Annotated in this window: 11 protein-coding genes and 1 pseudogene; 6 read left to right on the forward strand and 6 right to left on the reverse strand. The window is 35.4% G+C overall.

The genetic code is table 11. The features are described from left to right. Both Q0L68_RS07705 and Q0L68_RS07710 read left to right on the forward strand, forming a co-directional pair. A partial coding sequence (locus tag Q0L68_RS07705; RefSeq protein ID WP_296701395.1) for a DUF819 family protein occupies positions 1-1,097 on the forward strand: 1,097 nt, incomplete at its 5' end. 7 nt (positions 1,098-1,104) lie between these two features. Further along, the gene (locus Q0L68_RS07710) at positions 1,105-1,578 is read left to right on the forward strand and encodes a hypothetical protein (protein WP_296701397.1); all 474 of its coding nucleotides are present in this window, start codon (positions 1,105-1,107) and stop codon (positions 1,576-1,578) included. Positions 1,579-1,629: 51 nt separating this feature from the next. Here the strand turns inward: Q0L68_RS07710 and Q0L68_RS07715 are convergent, their stop codons facing one another. The 4 genes from Q0L68_RS07715 to Q0L68_RS07730 form a co-directional block, all read right to left on the reverse strand. After that, positions 1,630-2,574 carry a hypothetical protein gene (locus tag Q0L68_RS07715; protein WP_296701399.1) on the reverse strand — a complete coding sequence of 315 codons (945 nt, stop codon included), beginning with the start codon at positions 2,572-2,574 and terminating at the stop codon, positions 1,630-1,632. A 143-nt stretch (positions 2,575-2,717) separates the two neighbouring features. Continuing rightward, on the reverse strand, positions 2,718-3,806 hold the full coding sequence (locus Q0L68_RS07720) for an Ig-like domain-containing protein (protein ID WP_296701401.1): 1,089 nt from the start codon (positions 3,804-3,806) through the stop codon (positions 2,718-2,720). A gap of 5 nt (positions 3,807-3,811) precedes the next feature. Then, the gene (locus tag Q0L68_RS07725) at positions 3,812-4,933 is read right to left on the reverse strand and encodes a hypothetical protein (protein WP_296701402.1); all 1,122 of its coding nucleotides are present in this window, start codon (positions 4,931-4,933) and stop codon (positions 3,812-3,814) included. A gap of 242 nt (positions 4,934-5,175) precedes the next feature. Beyond that, positions 5,176-6,216, reverse strand: a complete 1,041-nt coding sequence (locus tag Q0L68_RS07730) for an MBL fold metallo-hydrolase (protein WP_296701404.1) — start codon at positions 6,214-6,216, stop codon at positions 5,176-5,178. Positions 6,217-6,487: 271 nt separating this feature from the next. On the opposite strand from Q0L68_RS07730, the gene Q0L68_RS07735 reads away from it, so the two are divergent. Next, the gene (locus Q0L68_RS07735; protein ID WP_296701407.1) at positions 6,488-7,636 is read left to right on the forward strand and encodes a hypothetical protein; all 1,149 of its coding nucleotides are present in this window, start codon (positions 6,488-6,490) and stop codon (positions 7,634-7,636) included. Beyond that, positions 7,636-8,838, forward strand: coding sequence for a ChbG/HpnK family deacetylase (locus tag Q0L68_RS07740; protein WP_296701409.1), 1,203 nt, complete (start codon positions 7,636-7,638; stop codon positions 8,836-8,838). Before Q0L68_RS07735 ends, Q0L68_RS07740 begins: the two co-directional genes overlap by 1 nt. Before the next feature lie 254 nt (positions 8,839-9,092). On the opposite strand, the gene Q0L68_RS07745 is transcribed toward Q0L68_RS07740, so the two are convergent. Both Q0L68_RS07745 and Q0L68_RS07750 read right to left on the reverse strand, forming a co-directional pair. Next, the gene (locus Q0L68_RS07745) at positions 9,093-9,512 is read right to left on the reverse strand and encodes a hypothetical protein (protein ID WP_296701411.1); all 420 of its coding nucleotides are present in this window, start codon (positions 9,510-9,512) and stop codon (positions 9,093-9,095) included. 57 nt (positions 9,513-9,569) lie between these two features. After that, positions 9,570-12,632: a glycosyl hydrolase gene (locus Q0L68_RS07750; protein WP_296701413.1), complete on the reverse strand. Its 3,063-nt coding sequence runs from the start codon at positions 12,630-12,632 to the stop codon at positions 9,570-9,572. A gap of 242 nt (positions 12,633-12,874) precedes the next feature. Between Q0L68_RS07750 and Q0L68_RS07755 the strand changes: the two genes are divergently transcribed. After that, positions 12,875-14,899: a M13 family metallopeptidase gene (locus Q0L68_RS07755; RefSeq protein ID WP_296701415.1), complete on the forward strand. Its 2,025-nt coding sequence runs from the start codon at positions 12,875-12,877 to the stop codon at positions 14,897-14,899. A gap of 201 nt (positions 14,900-15,100) precedes the next feature. After that, positions 15,101-15,789: pseudogene (locus Q0L68_RS07760) on the forward strand (hypothetical protein); the annotation flags it as partial.

Genomic DNA, 15,789 nt, shown 5'->3' on the forward strand with positions numbered 1-15,789 from the left:
TTTTTGTCCTTAGAATTAGCAAAGTAAAAAATCACATTATCGAAAAAATACTGGATTGGTTTCCAGCTATTCTCTTCGCCTATGTAATTCCGGCGGGCTTTACACATCTTTTTGGATGGGATCTTTCTGCGGTTTATTTACATAATTTAAGCCGCAACTGGATTATACCTATCACGCTTTTAGCAGTAATGAGTGCTTTACCTTTGAAGCAACTTGCAATAGTGGGTGTTAAGCCTTTGATTTTGTTCTTTATTGGTTCGGCTATCATTGCCACACTTCCGGTTATTTTGGTTTTGGTATTTTCCGGGATAGACCCATTGTCTTCAGATCTATTTATAGGTCAAAGCTATTGGAAAGGCTTAGTACCAATCGTCGGAGGATGGATAGGAGGAAGTACGAGCCAGTTGATATTAAAGGAACTAGCACAAACGCCTGAATCATTATTTCTTTCTGTTTTGGTTTTAGACAATATTCTTGTCAATATCTGGACAATTTTAATGTTTCAGTTTATTAAGAAAGGTGAAGCTTTAAACATGATTTTCGGTATTAAGGACTCTATTCCGGATCAATCTGAAGTTAATATAAACAAGGGAGGGAGGAAAATTTTCCCATTGATTACCTTCCTAATTTTTGTTGGGATAGCATCGATAATTTTCTTTCTTAACATTTCATTTTTGGGAATGGTCGTTAGCCTATCAATCTTAGGATTGGTGTTAGGCAATGTCATCAAAATTTGGAACACTCACTTTGCTTTAAAATTAGGAGGTATTTGTATTGTTTTAGTTATGGCAATCTTAGGACTACGTTTAGACTTCAGTAACTTAAGCTTACCATGGATATTTATATTTTTGGTTGTGATTTGGCTAGTTCTTCACTTTGTTGGGATGCTGATTTCTGCCAAAATCTTAAAATTAAACTTAGTATGGGTACCAATTGCATCCATGGCAAATCTTGGAGGGATCTCCACTGCTCCTGCTGTTACTGCAGCTTACCGAAAGGATTTGATGCCACATGCAATTTTACTAGCAATCCTAAGTATGGTAACAGGTACAGGGTGGGGGATGTTGACCATTTATCTATTTGAGCGATTAAATTAAATTTCCAATGCAAATACCAAGTTTGGCTGAGATTAAAAGAGAATTAAGCTATTTAAATGAAAAAGAGCTCAGAGAGTATATTATTGACTTAAGTAAGTTTAGTAGAGACAACAAGGCTTATTTATTTTTTAAACTTTATGGAAGAGACCAACCAGGGCTCTATGTGCAAATGGTACAGGAAGAATTGGAAAATGATTTTCAAAATGCTCGTGGGGATCACTCTTATTATGCTAAGAAATCAGCTCAAAAGATTCGAAGAAAGATGAACAAGCTTTTAAAGCTTAGTAAAGACAAAACGGATCAGATAGAAATTCTCTTATTTTTCTGTGAAAAAATAAGAGAATTTGGGTTTTTAAAACACGGAAATTTAGTTATCGATAACCTTTATAAAACTCAGGTAGCTAAGGCCAATAAGCTAATTTCGGGACTTCATGAAGATCTTCAGTTTGATTATGAAGGAAGGTTAGATGATATGGCGTAAAAAAGCCCCTGAATATTCCAGAGGCTTGATTATCATGCTAAAATTAAATTTTTATTTATTTGGCCAATTAGCCCAAATGCTACAATGACCAGCATTATCTGTTTTGCCAATCTCAGTCTGAACTCCTGAGTAGCTTGCATTCATAACTGCTCTAGGAGAAAATTGAACTGTACCATTTTTCTTTATGAAAGCAGTTCCAAAATGAGCCTGACTTAATCCATGTCCCATTTCATGTAATGCAACTGTCTCTACGTCAAAAGTAGCACCATCTGCCCAAGGAAAATTGTCATTGTAATATATTTCTCTAACAGCAGCATCTATTTTACCATCTCCATTTGTATCTATTGGATTTCCTTCATCATCTATCCAAATAAGTGTGAATGTAACGCCTAAAATGAAATTAGAACCTCCAGGAGCAAGAAAATCAAAAAATTCAGCAGGCATAAATCCTAAATGCTCAACATCTGCAATAGCGCCATCGATACTAGGAAAACCTAAAATGTTTGCAATAATACCGATTGGAAGAGGTATAGCATCAATTTTAGTCAATCCTAATTCAGAACAAGTTACTTCATCCCAAGTTTGTGCTGCTCTATCTATTGCTGCGGTAGCAGTTGCAACATCTACTGAGGAAGAAGCCCTGAACTCATCAACATAATAAGACATATCCGGGGTTTCATAAAGCTTTTCAAATGGCGAAAAATCAATAGATAATTTTTTAGAACCTTTATTATCAAAAATAACTGTTCTACCCATCTCCTCGCTTTCTGGTGCAGTAATATACTCAGCCATATAAAGCTTGGCTTTGTATTTAGAAGGTGCTAATCTGGCATTTTCATTTAACGATTTTACATCAATCGCTGGTAAATCCAAATTCCTGTAAACAATCTCTTCCTCAAATTTTTGTTGTGAGAGATCTGTTGACTCATCAATGTTTTGGCAAGCATAAAGCAGTAAACCAGAACAAAAAACCAAAATAATCCTATTTAATTTCATAAAAGTGTTTGTTTAGTTAAAAATTTATACATTAAAATAATCATATAATTTTAATAATATTAATATACATCAAAAAATATTATTTGAATTACATTATTAATTATTCAAAAAGTTAGTTTAAAATCATTACCGGATTTAGAAAACTACTCTTTGACAGAAAAAGGAATTAATCTAAAGCTAGTTTCAATTTCTTTAGCTTTTGTGTTTTCCAAATCAATTTCAAAAAGTCTGTTAAGGTTATTTCCAGCCAGGTCTTCCAAACGACTTTCAATTTCAAGTTGATAGGATCCTGAACCCCAATTTTCATCAGGAAAAAATTGAATAGATTTCTCTTCTAGACCTATTTCCCATTTCCCGGAAACAATATTCATTTCTTCGTTTTTAATTTGAAAAACCTCATTAAGAAGACTATAATCCAAGGTTTCCGAGAAATTGATCTCAAATGCTGTTTTTGAGTTTGACTTAGGAGTTTTCAATTGCCAAAGTTTTGGATCTGGAGAAATACTATCTCTACCAGTGACTATGAAATTTTTTGTATAGTATTTTGCCAACCCTAATCCATTTTGATCTTTCCAACCATCGGCAATTATCAATTCGTATCGTTGCTCATTTTTTAATGGGGCTCCCATTTCAAGATTCGGAATCAAATCTCTTTTGATTCTCCCCGGGTCCAACCATATGGTCAGTTGTGTCCTTGTTTCATTCCACAGTTCTGGCTGGAGATCCAAAAACACTCCCGGAATAGTGTCTTTTTCTGAATCCAATAAGCTAATAAAATTCAATGCAACCCCTTCCTTCATGGGTTGCGAAAAACTAATATAAATCTTCAAAAGATTTTCTGGAACAGTGTCTTGGCTTGGATAAATTGAAACAATCTTTGGAATAGAATATAAGCCATCAGGAAGTGGAATTTGAATCGATGCAATTTCTTTGCCTTCCAATATAAGTTCATATGATAATCCTCTCGTGAAAGGAATTATTGGAGTAAAAAGTATTTGATTTCCTTTATCCTCTATTTTTCCAATAATAGAGACTCTTTTACCATCCTGAATCAATCTTATTTCTAAATCATCAGGATTATTAATATTTGGAATTTGGAAGGCTACTGCTTTATTATCTTCCCAAACAATTGAAATATTTTCCTCTGAATTTTGATCACAGGAAATCAAAAAAAAAGAAATAAAAAAAATCAGGTTATGAATTACCCATAACCTGATTATAAAAGATTTCATACGCATTATCTCAATAAATAATCAGCTTTATCAGTGGACCATAAATCCAAAGATCCATTGGATTTTCTTTGAAGAATGATCATTGTTTCATTATCCATTTTATCTAATTGCTGAACATTCGTCAACGGCATAGAAACAAAATCAACTCCATCCGTAGCAAAATTATCCGCAACAGGCTCCGTCAATGATCCTTCAAAATTTTCTATATCAGCAAAGTTTACTCGGAAAACAGGTCTGTTAGAATTAGCCATTACTAGATATGACTTACCATTTTTTTCAACATTCAAAATATCTAAGGGCTGATTTCCACTTCCCATTTCAGCAATAGTTCTACCTTTAATATGCTTTCCAGCTTTTAAATCTTCCATTGGAAATAAAACTAATGGAGTACAGGTATAGCTTGCAACCAAATAATCCTTACCATTGATTTCAGCGGTCGTGAAAGTTTTGATAGGGGAAGTGGTTTCATATCTTCCATGAGCAGCATGAAAAATCTCTAAAGATGCATGATCCTGATTGTCAGTGAAAGGGAAGGGAATACTTCTAAAAGTAGAACTGAACTCTTGGTTAGAAAGCCCACTCACTAATAATTTTCCATCAGAATAACCCAAGTCAGAAATTGATGAGATCCTTAATGAGCGACCTCTACCGTCTTTTGCATCTTCTGCAGGAGAATTATTTAATTCAACTGATGCATATTCCACATTATCTAATGATACAGGTTTAATTTCATCTCCTTCGAGTTTCATTAGGACTGGAGTCCCGTCACCTGCTTGCAATGATAAATAAACCTTTTTTGAGTTCGGGTTTACCGCTATATCCAAAATAGAAATATTATCTGTAGTGGTACCTAGCATATCAGCAAGCTTCTTGTCAATTCCTATAATAGATACAGATGGAATTTCGGAAGTAAAGCCGTTGTCTTTTGTATTTAAAGCAAATACCGAGGCACTTTTTGAATCTCCAATGAACAATACTCCTTCAGGGCCAAATGCTAAAGAAGTCATTGATTTAATCTCGGGCGTACCTTTTGTCATTCCAAATGGCAATTCTTCCTTATTAAAAGTGAATGCCATAATTAAAGATATCCCAAGGCATAAACCCATTATTTTACTTATATTTTTCATGGTTACTATTATTTAAATATCTGAATTATATTAAGTTATAAAATTTAGGTCAAAATCTTAAACCACTCATAAAAATCAATTCTTATTTGAGGGTGGATCTTTTCAACTAAATACAAGTCATTTAGTTTCAGAAAGGATTAAAGCTTAAACTTTTCTCTTTGGGGAATTCAAACAATAGCTTAAATAAGTCGGATGAATTTTGATCTTTAAAATGTGAATTGAAATTTCAATCTTCTTTAAATCTATTTTGACCTCCACCAAAATTCATTTTTTCTTTCTTTCGACAAATCAACAAGTTCGCCCAAACTAGGAGTAAGAAATTTTATCGATTCCTTTGCTGCAGATTCTACAAACTTCTCTACTGGCTCAGTCCAGTGATGTTGTGCCAAAGAAAACCCCGCCCAATGTACGGGCATAATTTGATTAGCATTTGCATCCAAAGCAGCTTTGACGCTTTCTTCGGGAAACATATGGATAAGCTTCCAATTTTCATTATACTGGCCACATTCCATCCATGCAAAATCAAAAGGTCCCAGTCTTTTTCCTACATCGATAAAGTGATTTCCATATCCACCATCTCCACTAAACCAGAGATTTTCTTGTCCAGTCTTAAAAACCCAACCGCCCCACATTGATTTAGCTCTATCCGAGAGTCCTCTTCCTGAGAAGTGTCTAGTAGGGGTATAAGTTATTTGAATGTCATCTAAAGAATCTGACTTCCACCAATCAAACTCGGAAATGTTTTTCTCTTCAAACCCCCATTTTTTAAGATGTCTTCCAACCCCCATTCCTACAAAAAGTCTTTTCACTTTAGGTTTAAGGAGATTCATACTCTTTAAATCCAAATGATCGTAATGGTCATGCGTCATCATTAATAGATCAATTTCAGGAAAGTCATCAATAAGCTCTAATGTATTTTCGCTAAAACGTTTGGTAGAAAAAGGAGCAATCGGAGAAGCGTCCGGACCAAGCATTGGATCAATTAATATGGTTTTACTATTTATTCTAAGAAGGACAGCAGAATGTCCGTACCATATAAATTTTGCCTTTTCAGATGGGGCTAAAAATTCTTCTTTATTAAATGGTTTAATGGGAATTTTCTGAATGGGCTCTCTACCTTCTTTTTCACAAAACTGTTTATAAAGAAATTTGGGAAGTGCCTGAAAGCTGAAATCCATACTGGTAGGTTCCAAATTCAAAAACTTTTCACCATCCCAATTTTTAATATCCTGAAATTTTTCAATCTCTTTTTTGGTAATTTTTCCTCCAAACTGTCTTCTCATATTTCTAAAAATATTTTTATTTCAAAAACACACCAAATTCTTAAGTAAGCCTAACTTATAAATTCATAAAATTATAAGATGCTTCTTAAGAAGAAAGTTTCACTTCTATTTTTTTTATCATTTCATTTTTGAAATGAAAGTTTATGATATCTACTTTTTTTTAAAATTAGATAATTGAATTGCAATCAGTTATATGATTCATTTGGAAAAAAGGTTAAATTCATTCATAATTTTTCCTTGATCTATTCTTTTTAACTTAATTCTTTGAAATATGACCGGACTAACTGTTTTAGATGTTTTTATAAGTTTAGTATTCATTTATTTACTTTACAGTCTTTTCACTATGACTGTAATAGAGTCTATAACTTCAGCTTTTGGTTCTAGGTCCAAAAACTTGCAAACAGGTATAGATAGGCTCTTATCAGATGATAAGAATTCCAGTCGGTGGAATCACACATTTTTAAACTTATTCTATTCATTTGCGACCAATTCCTTTACCAATTCTTTTTATAAACACCCCTCAATCAAATACCTTGGGCATAAAGGAATAAATACAAAACCCTCATACATTTCAGCAGATCGCTTCAGTTCTACATTGGTAGATATTTTAAAAAAGGGATATCACCAAGATGCTCAGGATAATATAAGTACAACATTAGGTGACATGTTGCCTTTTGATTTAACAGCATTAAAAGCTCGGATAGCCAAACTTGGAGAGGACTTAAAAAACCTGGAAGCTAAGGATCCGACAAATACCTTTGAAATTGAATCTACCAAAGAAGAGCTAGATTTTTTGAATACTGATCTTCAGAAGCGCTTAAGTGATCTTCCTGAGTTTTTAAATGAAACTTTAACAATAGATCCAGACACCAAATATCAATTAAAAAAACTATGGCAAGATGCCTCAGATGACGTAGATAAATTTAAAGGGCTTGTCAGCAATTGGTATGATGAGCAAATGGATAGAATAACTGGATGGTATAAAAGGAAGGTAACTTATTTTACGTTTGTCGTTGGGTTTATTATTGCAATGTTATTCAATGTAGATACCATTCATATAGTTAAAGACTTATCTACCAATGAAACAATGAGGACACTTTTGGTAAACAGTGCACAAGAATTCATTGCCAATAATCCCGATGGTATAACTGACAGCACCAAGAATGAGCAAAAAGAATACATAATGGCTGTTAAAGAAGAAATAGACAGTTATAATTCGGTTCTTAGCAGTAATAAAGAGGATAACTACCCTGCAATTCTTGGCTGGCTGATTACAGCTTTTGCCATTTCTTTAGGTGCACCTTTTTGGTTTGATATGCTAAACAAAGTCATGAAAGTGAGACCTTCAATTCAAATCCCATCCAATCCAAACCAGGGCGGTAGTGCCAGTGGTGGAAATCAAAATAAAGCTATTGGATAATGGAATCATTTAAAGGATTGGTAACCAAATTGATTCATACCCGCATTGATTATCCATCTGTCAATGCCGAAAAAGGAATTTTAATTCCACAGAATTCAGAAGTTGAAATTTCTCATGCCGTTAAAGGACAAATGTATCGAACATCGGATAATTGGTATGTATTAACTAATAAAACATTCATCTGGAGTGGAGCGATTCATACTGGTCAGGATATTCCAGTTATTTCCAAAAAACTTTTAATTACGGCAGATGATATTGGGATTGTGAAAGAAATTGATCTAGGAGCCAAAATTGCTCTAAGAGAAGGTTGGATAAACTCAGTAGCAATTTTAGTTAATGGTGAAAATGATGCGGACTTGAGAGATTTTTCAAATTTTCTAAAAACAGCAACTGGTAAAGATTCAAATATTCCTTTGTTTGAAACTACACATGTTGGATTACACTTTACGATTACTTCTGGTAAGCCAGTTGCTAACGCTGCAGATACCGCATTACTTTTGGATCAAGATGGATGCTTTTCCAAATTCACTGAAATAGATAAGATCTATGAAACTGATCAATGTATCAGTCAAATTAAAATAGAATTTCAAGCTCAATACGATAAATTTAAACGAATCTTTGGTAGGGAGCCAGATCATCTGACTTCACATCATGATGTGCTTACTTTTAACTTCCCATTATTTAAGTTTATGCATGAATGGTCTAGTGAAAAAAATATTCCAATTAGAACGCATAAATTTCTTCCAAGTGGAAAACGGTTTTGGTATGATACATTAGTCATTAGGAAATTGGATCTGCCAAGTATTTCTAGAATGGATGAATGGAAAAATGAAAATGGGACAAAAGCTTTCGGCCCTGAACATACTTTTGTGGCTCATTATGGTCCCATACCGCCATTTGCTGTAGTTGATTATCCAAGTGAAGTCAGGAAAAAAAATAAAAAAATAAAAGAAGCTATTTCTGATTTTTTACTTAGCAGAGATTCTGTGAGAGAGATCGTTATACACTTGATAAAATCAGATTTTAGAGCTCAAAGAGATCTGATCATCCAGCATAAATCTCTATTGAATTTATATTCAGGAATTGATATAAAATATTTCGATGGGAGAGTTGCTGAATATTTATCATTAAAAAATAACAACTTTATCAAAACGAATCCATGGGTACAATTTCTACCATGCTCTTATCGATTAACTACTTAAGAATTTGTAAAATATTCCACCATTTTTGATTTATTTCATCCTCAATAAGAAATATTAAATTTCCCAAAAAAAAATGTGTATATCCGCAATTCTACCAGTAAGGAGACTAATGCAATACAAAATAAGCTCAACTGTAAATTTTAGGCTGCTTCGGTCTTCGGTCATCGGTCTTCCGACCAGATAAGCAAAGAATTTAAGGTGATTGGCATTATTGCGGATAATCATAAAAAAAATTAATCTATCCAGAATTAATACTATCGACTTTTCCTTGTCAATTCCTGAAAAGCTCCTGCTCTTAATTCATAATCAAAAGAGTTGATACAAGGATCTATTTTACCAAAATGAAATTCTATCTCGTACATTATTTTATCCAGGCTTCGGTAATAATCCAACCAAAAAATATCAAAATCATCTAGGCCATAAAAGTTGGACCAAGCAAGAAAATCTGTTTCATCTATATAATCTTCAAGGGATTTTAAGATTAAATAAATACACAAAATTTGATTTGATTCATCGAAATCTCCACCTTCGTCTTGAATGTAGATTTCCCAAGATCCTTTTTTGGAACCAAACTTTACAAAAAGTAAAGAGTCTCTTTCTCCCAGTAATGCAACCCTGATTTCATTTTCCTCTTGATACTTCTTAAGTTTTAGAATTTCGGGATAGTTATTCATTATTAAAGTAAAAAGAGAAGTGGGTTTAGAAACATAAAAACCCACTTCTCAAATGATCTATTTCTTTTCCAAGGAAATTTTTTCTGGAAGCACTTCATTGAGTTTTTTAAGCTCTCCATTTAGGATCTCATCCAATTTGGATAAATGTCCTTCCAATTCACCTGAAAGTTCTTCAAAAACAACATATGCAGCGTCCGTAGGCTTGGCCTGACCAGACTCCACGCTACGTTGTAATGAAGCTAATCGATTATTCAGTTTAATAGGGAAGTTCAAAGGATCTTGACCAGATTGATTTTGAACTTGATACAAATCTTCTTCAATTACTTTCATTTTAGAAAGAATATCATCAATCTGGGCTTTTACTTTCGCATTTCCTTTAACTCCATTGGCCTGCTCTCTAATATTTCTAATCAAAATCACAGCTTCATTGGCTTCAGAAACCTTATCCCTGATTTGAATTGCTAGATCAAATTGTTCTTGTAAATCGATCGCAGAGACGCCCTCAAGGTTAGGATCCATTTCTAAATTGAAAGAAGTATTTTTCTCAATATCACTTGTTTTTAGAGTTACTTGATATTCTCCGATAGGTGCCATAGGGCCTCTTTGAGGTCTAGCCGACCAAATAATCATTCCCTCAAAAACTGTTGCACCAGGATATCTCATGTCCCAAGTGAAAGTATTTAAACCAGCTTTCAGGGCAGGATTATTTCGTCCTTCTTTTCCTTTGGTTCCAGTATAGGAATTGATCAAATTACCTTCTGCATCTTTGATTTCAATCGTAACTGATTCTGCTTCCTCAGGAAGATAATACTGGATTGCGGCCTCATAAACGCCTCTTATTGGATTTGCAGGCTTGAATAACATAACCTCATTTTCAGAACTAACTTCAACTGCTTCTCTTAAAGGTCGTATATCATCAAGGATCCAAAATCCTCTTCCATGAGATCCCAAGACAACATCATCATTTTTCAATACCAAATCACGGATAGGAGTGTCGGGCAAATTTAATTGCAATGATTGCCATTCGGCTCCATCATTAAAGGAAACATAAACTCCATGCTCAGTAGCTAAATACAAAAGTCCAGGTTTTTCTAAATCTTCTCTTATTGCCCTAGCAAAGTGCCCATCTTCAATACCATTAATGATTTTAGTCCAGGTTTTTCCATAATCTTTTGTCTTGAAAACGTAGGGCTGACGATCGTCTACTTGATATCTATTTGCAGCCAAGTATAGAGTTCCAGGCTGGAATTTCCCTTCATCAATGATACTTACCCGCGAGAATTTCGGTAAATCTGCCGGTGTAATATCTGTCCAATTTTGTCCTCCATCCTGAGTAATATGTACTTTTCCATCATCAGAACCTGCCCAGATTGTATTGACATCATGCATAGAAGGAGCTAAAGCAAAAACAGTTGCATATATTTCCGGACCATTCATATCCATGGTGATAACTCCACCGGTTTTTCCTAGTGTTTCTGGGTCTGCATAGGTTAAATCAGGACTGATTTTCTCCCAACTTTGCCCATCATCTGTAGTTTTCCAAACATGCTGTGAGGTTGTATACATAATGTTTGGATCCAACGGAGAAAACATGATAGGAAATGTCCATTGCCATCTTTCTGGAAGGGCAGAGGCGGGTTCTCCAGAAAAGAATCTTGGGTAAACCTGGATATCTCTGTATTGACCTGTCATTCGATTGTACCGAGTAAGCAGAGCACCTTGTGAACCAGCATAAAAGACATCTGGATCTGTTGGACTTTGTGTAATCCAACCACTTTCACCGCCACCGACTGCATAATGATATCCATGTCCTGGACCTCTTCCAAGCATGTGATTCCAACCTTCAGAGGGCATAGCTAGGGTACTGTTATCCTGCTGAGCACCAGCTACATGATACGGAACATCTGAAGTAGTCATAACATGATAAAACTGAGAAGTAGGGTAGTCTTCTTCTGTCCAGGTTTTACCGCCGTTAATACTTACTACACCACCACCATCATTTGAAGAAATCATTCTCATTGGATCATTGGGATCGATCCAGAGATCATGATTATCTCCATGAGGTACAGAAATTTCTACATCAAAAGTTTCGCCTCCATCTGTAGATTTCCAAAAATCTACGTTCAGTCCATAGACCGTATTTTTATCGATTGGATCTGCATAAATCCTAGAGTAATAAAATGCTCTTTGTCTCAGCTTCCTTTCATCATTTACCTTCTTCCAAGTCTTTCCGGCATCATCAGATCTGAAAACACCACCTTCATTCGCTTCCACTATTGCCCAAACTCTATTTGGATCTGCCGGAGAAACCGTTACACCTATTTTACCAATAGGCCCTTCTGGCATCCCTGGGTTGGTGGTTAAATCTGTCCAAGTATCTCCACCATCTTCAGATTTCCAAAGTTTAGAGTCAGGACCGCCTCCCCACATTTTCCAGGCTTTTCTGTATACTTGCCAAGTTGAGGCATAAAGAACCTTTGGGTTTGTTCTGTCAATAATCAAATCAGCAGCTCCTGCCTTATCGCTTACATACAAGACTTTTTCCCAATTATTCCCTCCATCTGTAGACCGGAAAACTCCCCGTTCCTCATTCTCTCCATAGGGATGACCTAATGCAGCCACATAAACAATATCAGGATTGGTTGGATGAACGCGGATTCTGGAAATTGCCTGAGTCTCTTTTAAACCCAAATGCCTCCAGGTTTCTCCTCCATCGGTGGTTTTATAGACTCCATCTCCTTGGGTGATGCTACCACGAAGTTGAGTTTCGCCTCCTCCAATGTAAACCACATCAGGATTAGTCTCAGCAACCGCTACCGCTCCAATACTTGAAGAAGAGATCTTTCCATCAGTAACCGGAAACCATTCATTTCCGCCATCAATCGTTTTCCATAGTCCACCACCAGTGGCTCCGAAATAATACTCATTCTTTCTTCCCGGACTACCTGAAGATCCAAGTGATCTACCACCGCGATCGGGGCCGATATTTCTCCAAGAGTAACTGCTATAGAATGTAGGATCTACAGGTTTCGTCTGGCCTTGCGCCAATACCTCCAAATCGAAAAAGGCTAATCCCAGGCATATTAGTAATATCTGGAGTCGTTGATAATTGTGTTTCATGTTCGTTGATGGTTGTGTCAGAAATTAAATTACAAAAAGAAAAGAAAGGTCAAAAAAGTCTTTTTTGGACGGTTAAATGATGTCTGGAACTTAAGTCAATCAAAGTTTTACAATCATATTAGAATTTCTAATAACTTCCAAAGACGTTGGCTATAGTATATTATCCAAATCTAAAGTAATTACTAAAAAGGGAATTGAAATTCACGTTTTTGAGCTAATTTTCACGGAAATAAGTCTACCCCATGAAAAAACTATTTTACATAGCAATCATTTTACTTACTTCCTGTAGCAAGGAAGTCAATTTAGAAAACCAAAAATCTCAGAAGCAATTTGTAAGCATTGAAGAAAATGATCCTAGCATTAAACCTGGAGATAATTTCTTTATGCATGTCAATGGCAAATGGTATGAAACCGCAAAAATCGCAGATGATCAAGTTGGAGTAGGGTCTTATTCATTTTTGAATATTCCCCAAAAAGAGCTTTTGGAAAATATTTTGGAAGAAGTTTCTCAATCTGAATTTCCAAAAGGAAGCATTGAGCAGAAACTCGGTGATTTTTATGCTTCGGGAATGGATACAGCTTCGATAAATACAAGAGGTTTTGAGCCCATCCAACCCATTTTAACTCAAATCGATGAGATCAAAAGTGTTCAAGATTTAAATCAATTTATCTCCTCTGAACTTAAGTCAAACAATTCGTCCATTCTCAGTTTGAACATTTCTCCAGATGATGAAAATAGTAAAATAAACATTGTTCATTTATCCCAAACAGGTTTAGGATTACCAGATCGGGATTATTATTTCAAAAACGATTCATCTACACTAGGAATTCAAAAGGCCTATCAAACCTACCTTTCTACTTTATTTCAATTAACTGGCTCGGATAAAACTGAAGCCCAAAAAGCCGCTTTGACCGCTTATGGCATTGAAAAGTCTTTGGCCGAATCACATAAAACAAGAATTGAAAGAAGAAATATCAAAGAAAACTACCACAAACTAGCGGTAAGTGATTTTGAGAAGAATCATCCCAACCTTGGTTTACGATCTGTATTATCGGATTTAGGTTTAGATGCAGATTCAGTGGATGTAAGACAGCCGGCTTACTACGAAAAACTGAATGCGATACTTTCCTCACTTCCAATTGAGGATTGGAAAATTTATTTAAAAGCGAGCACCTTATCCAGCTATGCTGATATATTAAGTACTCCTTTCGAAAACGCAGCTTTCGAATATTCAAAAGTTGTCTCTGGACAATCTACCCAACTTACGAGGGCACAACAAATGGTTCAGAAAGTTGATCGGCAATTAGGCTTTGATTTGGGACAATTGTATGTCAAAAGGTATTTCAACGAAGACGCTAAACAACGTGTCCAGAAATTGGTCGATAACCTTCAAAAAGCTTTCGAAAACCGGATCAATCAATTAGACTGGATGAGCGATAGTACGAAAGCTCAAGCCAAGGAAAAATTATATGCGATTACTAAAAAAATAGGCTATCCGGATGAGTGGAGAGAATATAATGTAGAGATAGACAAGAATAATTATTTTGAAAATGTAATCGAGCTTAGAAAAGATGCCAGCCAATATCAATTGGCGAAATTCGGCAAGGAACCTAATCGACAGGAGTGGGGAACGACTCCAAGTACGGTTACCGCCTATTACAATCCACCACTAAATGAAATTGTTTTTCCGGCGGGTATCCTTCAATACCCTTATTTCGACCTTTACGCAGATGATGCCATCAACTATGGCGGAATCGGAATGGTGATTGGTCATGAATTGACTCACGCTTTTGATGACCAAGGCTCTCAATTTGATAAAGATGGGAATGTGAAAAATTGGTGGACCAAATCTGATTTTGAAAAATTCAAGGCTAAAACCCAGCAGTTGATCGATCGATATGATTCATTTACAGTTTTGGATACTGTCCACTTAAAGGGAGCCATGACAATTGGTGAAAATACAGCTGATAATGGTGGAATTTATATTGCATACGATGCATTCAAAATGACCGAACAGGGACAGGATACTACGAAGATTGATGGATATACTCCCGATCAAAGATTTTGTTATTCTATAGCCAGAATTTGGCGTGTCAAAACCCGAGACGAGTATATGAGGGCCTATGTGACGACAAATTCACATTCCCCTGCAGTTTGGAGAGTTAATGGGCCTTTGATGAATTTTGATCCCTTCTACGATGCTTTTAATATCCAACCAGGAGATAAAAACTATAAAGCTCCCGAGGAAAGAATCAAAATCTGGTAATCCAAAATTGATTTAAATCCCGATTTACAAATAGGTTTCAAACAAATAGCGAATCTATCAATTGCATAGATTCGCTTTTTTTATGAAATAGAAATAAGAGGATACTTTTTATATTTTTTTAAAGAACTTATCTATAATTGAAAGAAATTATTTTGGAATTTAAGAGACATTCCTTTCTTTGTTAGAAGCATTTTTAAAATAATGAAAAACCAGTCCAGAATAATCAAAGGAACCTTCCTTATTGCCTCACTCATTTTTTCGATCAACGCTTTCAGTCAAACTGATTGGTTATTGGATAATACCTCATACAAAGCAAAGGTCATAGAGTCTAGGAATCAATTAGAATTGAATAATGGATTGGTCAATAGAATTATTAAGATTTCTCCCAATGCGGCCACTATAGGCTTAAATAATTTATACAGCGGTGAATCTTATTTGAGAGGTGTAAAGCCCGAAGCAGAAATAACTCTAAATGGAATCAATTACGAAGTTGGAGGATTAAAAGGACAACCGAATTATGCTTTTCTCAAAGAGGAGTGGATCGATGACTTGACTAGTTCCCCATCAGCAATGCAGTTCAAAGGATATGAAGTTTCTGAAACCAAAGTTCCATTTGAATGGGCTAGAGTTCGACCAAGTGATGAGGATGCTGATTGGCCCCCAAAAGGCGTACATCTTCGATTGGATTTCGAACTTCCTGAACCGAGTTCAATTTTAGCTACTGAACGCCCAATTCCTAGTTTTCTTGGGCGTAAAAAGCTCTTTGCCACAGACTTCAATCAGGATTTGGATGAAAACTGGAAGGTTATTAATTCTACATCTCACCCAAGATCTTCCTTTGAGAATGAAGGAAAACTTGGAGAAATATACACACCACAAAATACGGTGGT

The sequence above is a fragment of the Algoriphagus sp. genome (genome assembly GCF_024642405.1).
GTDB lineage: Bacteria > Bacteroidota > Bacteroidia > Cytophagales > Cyclobacteriaceae > Algoriphagus.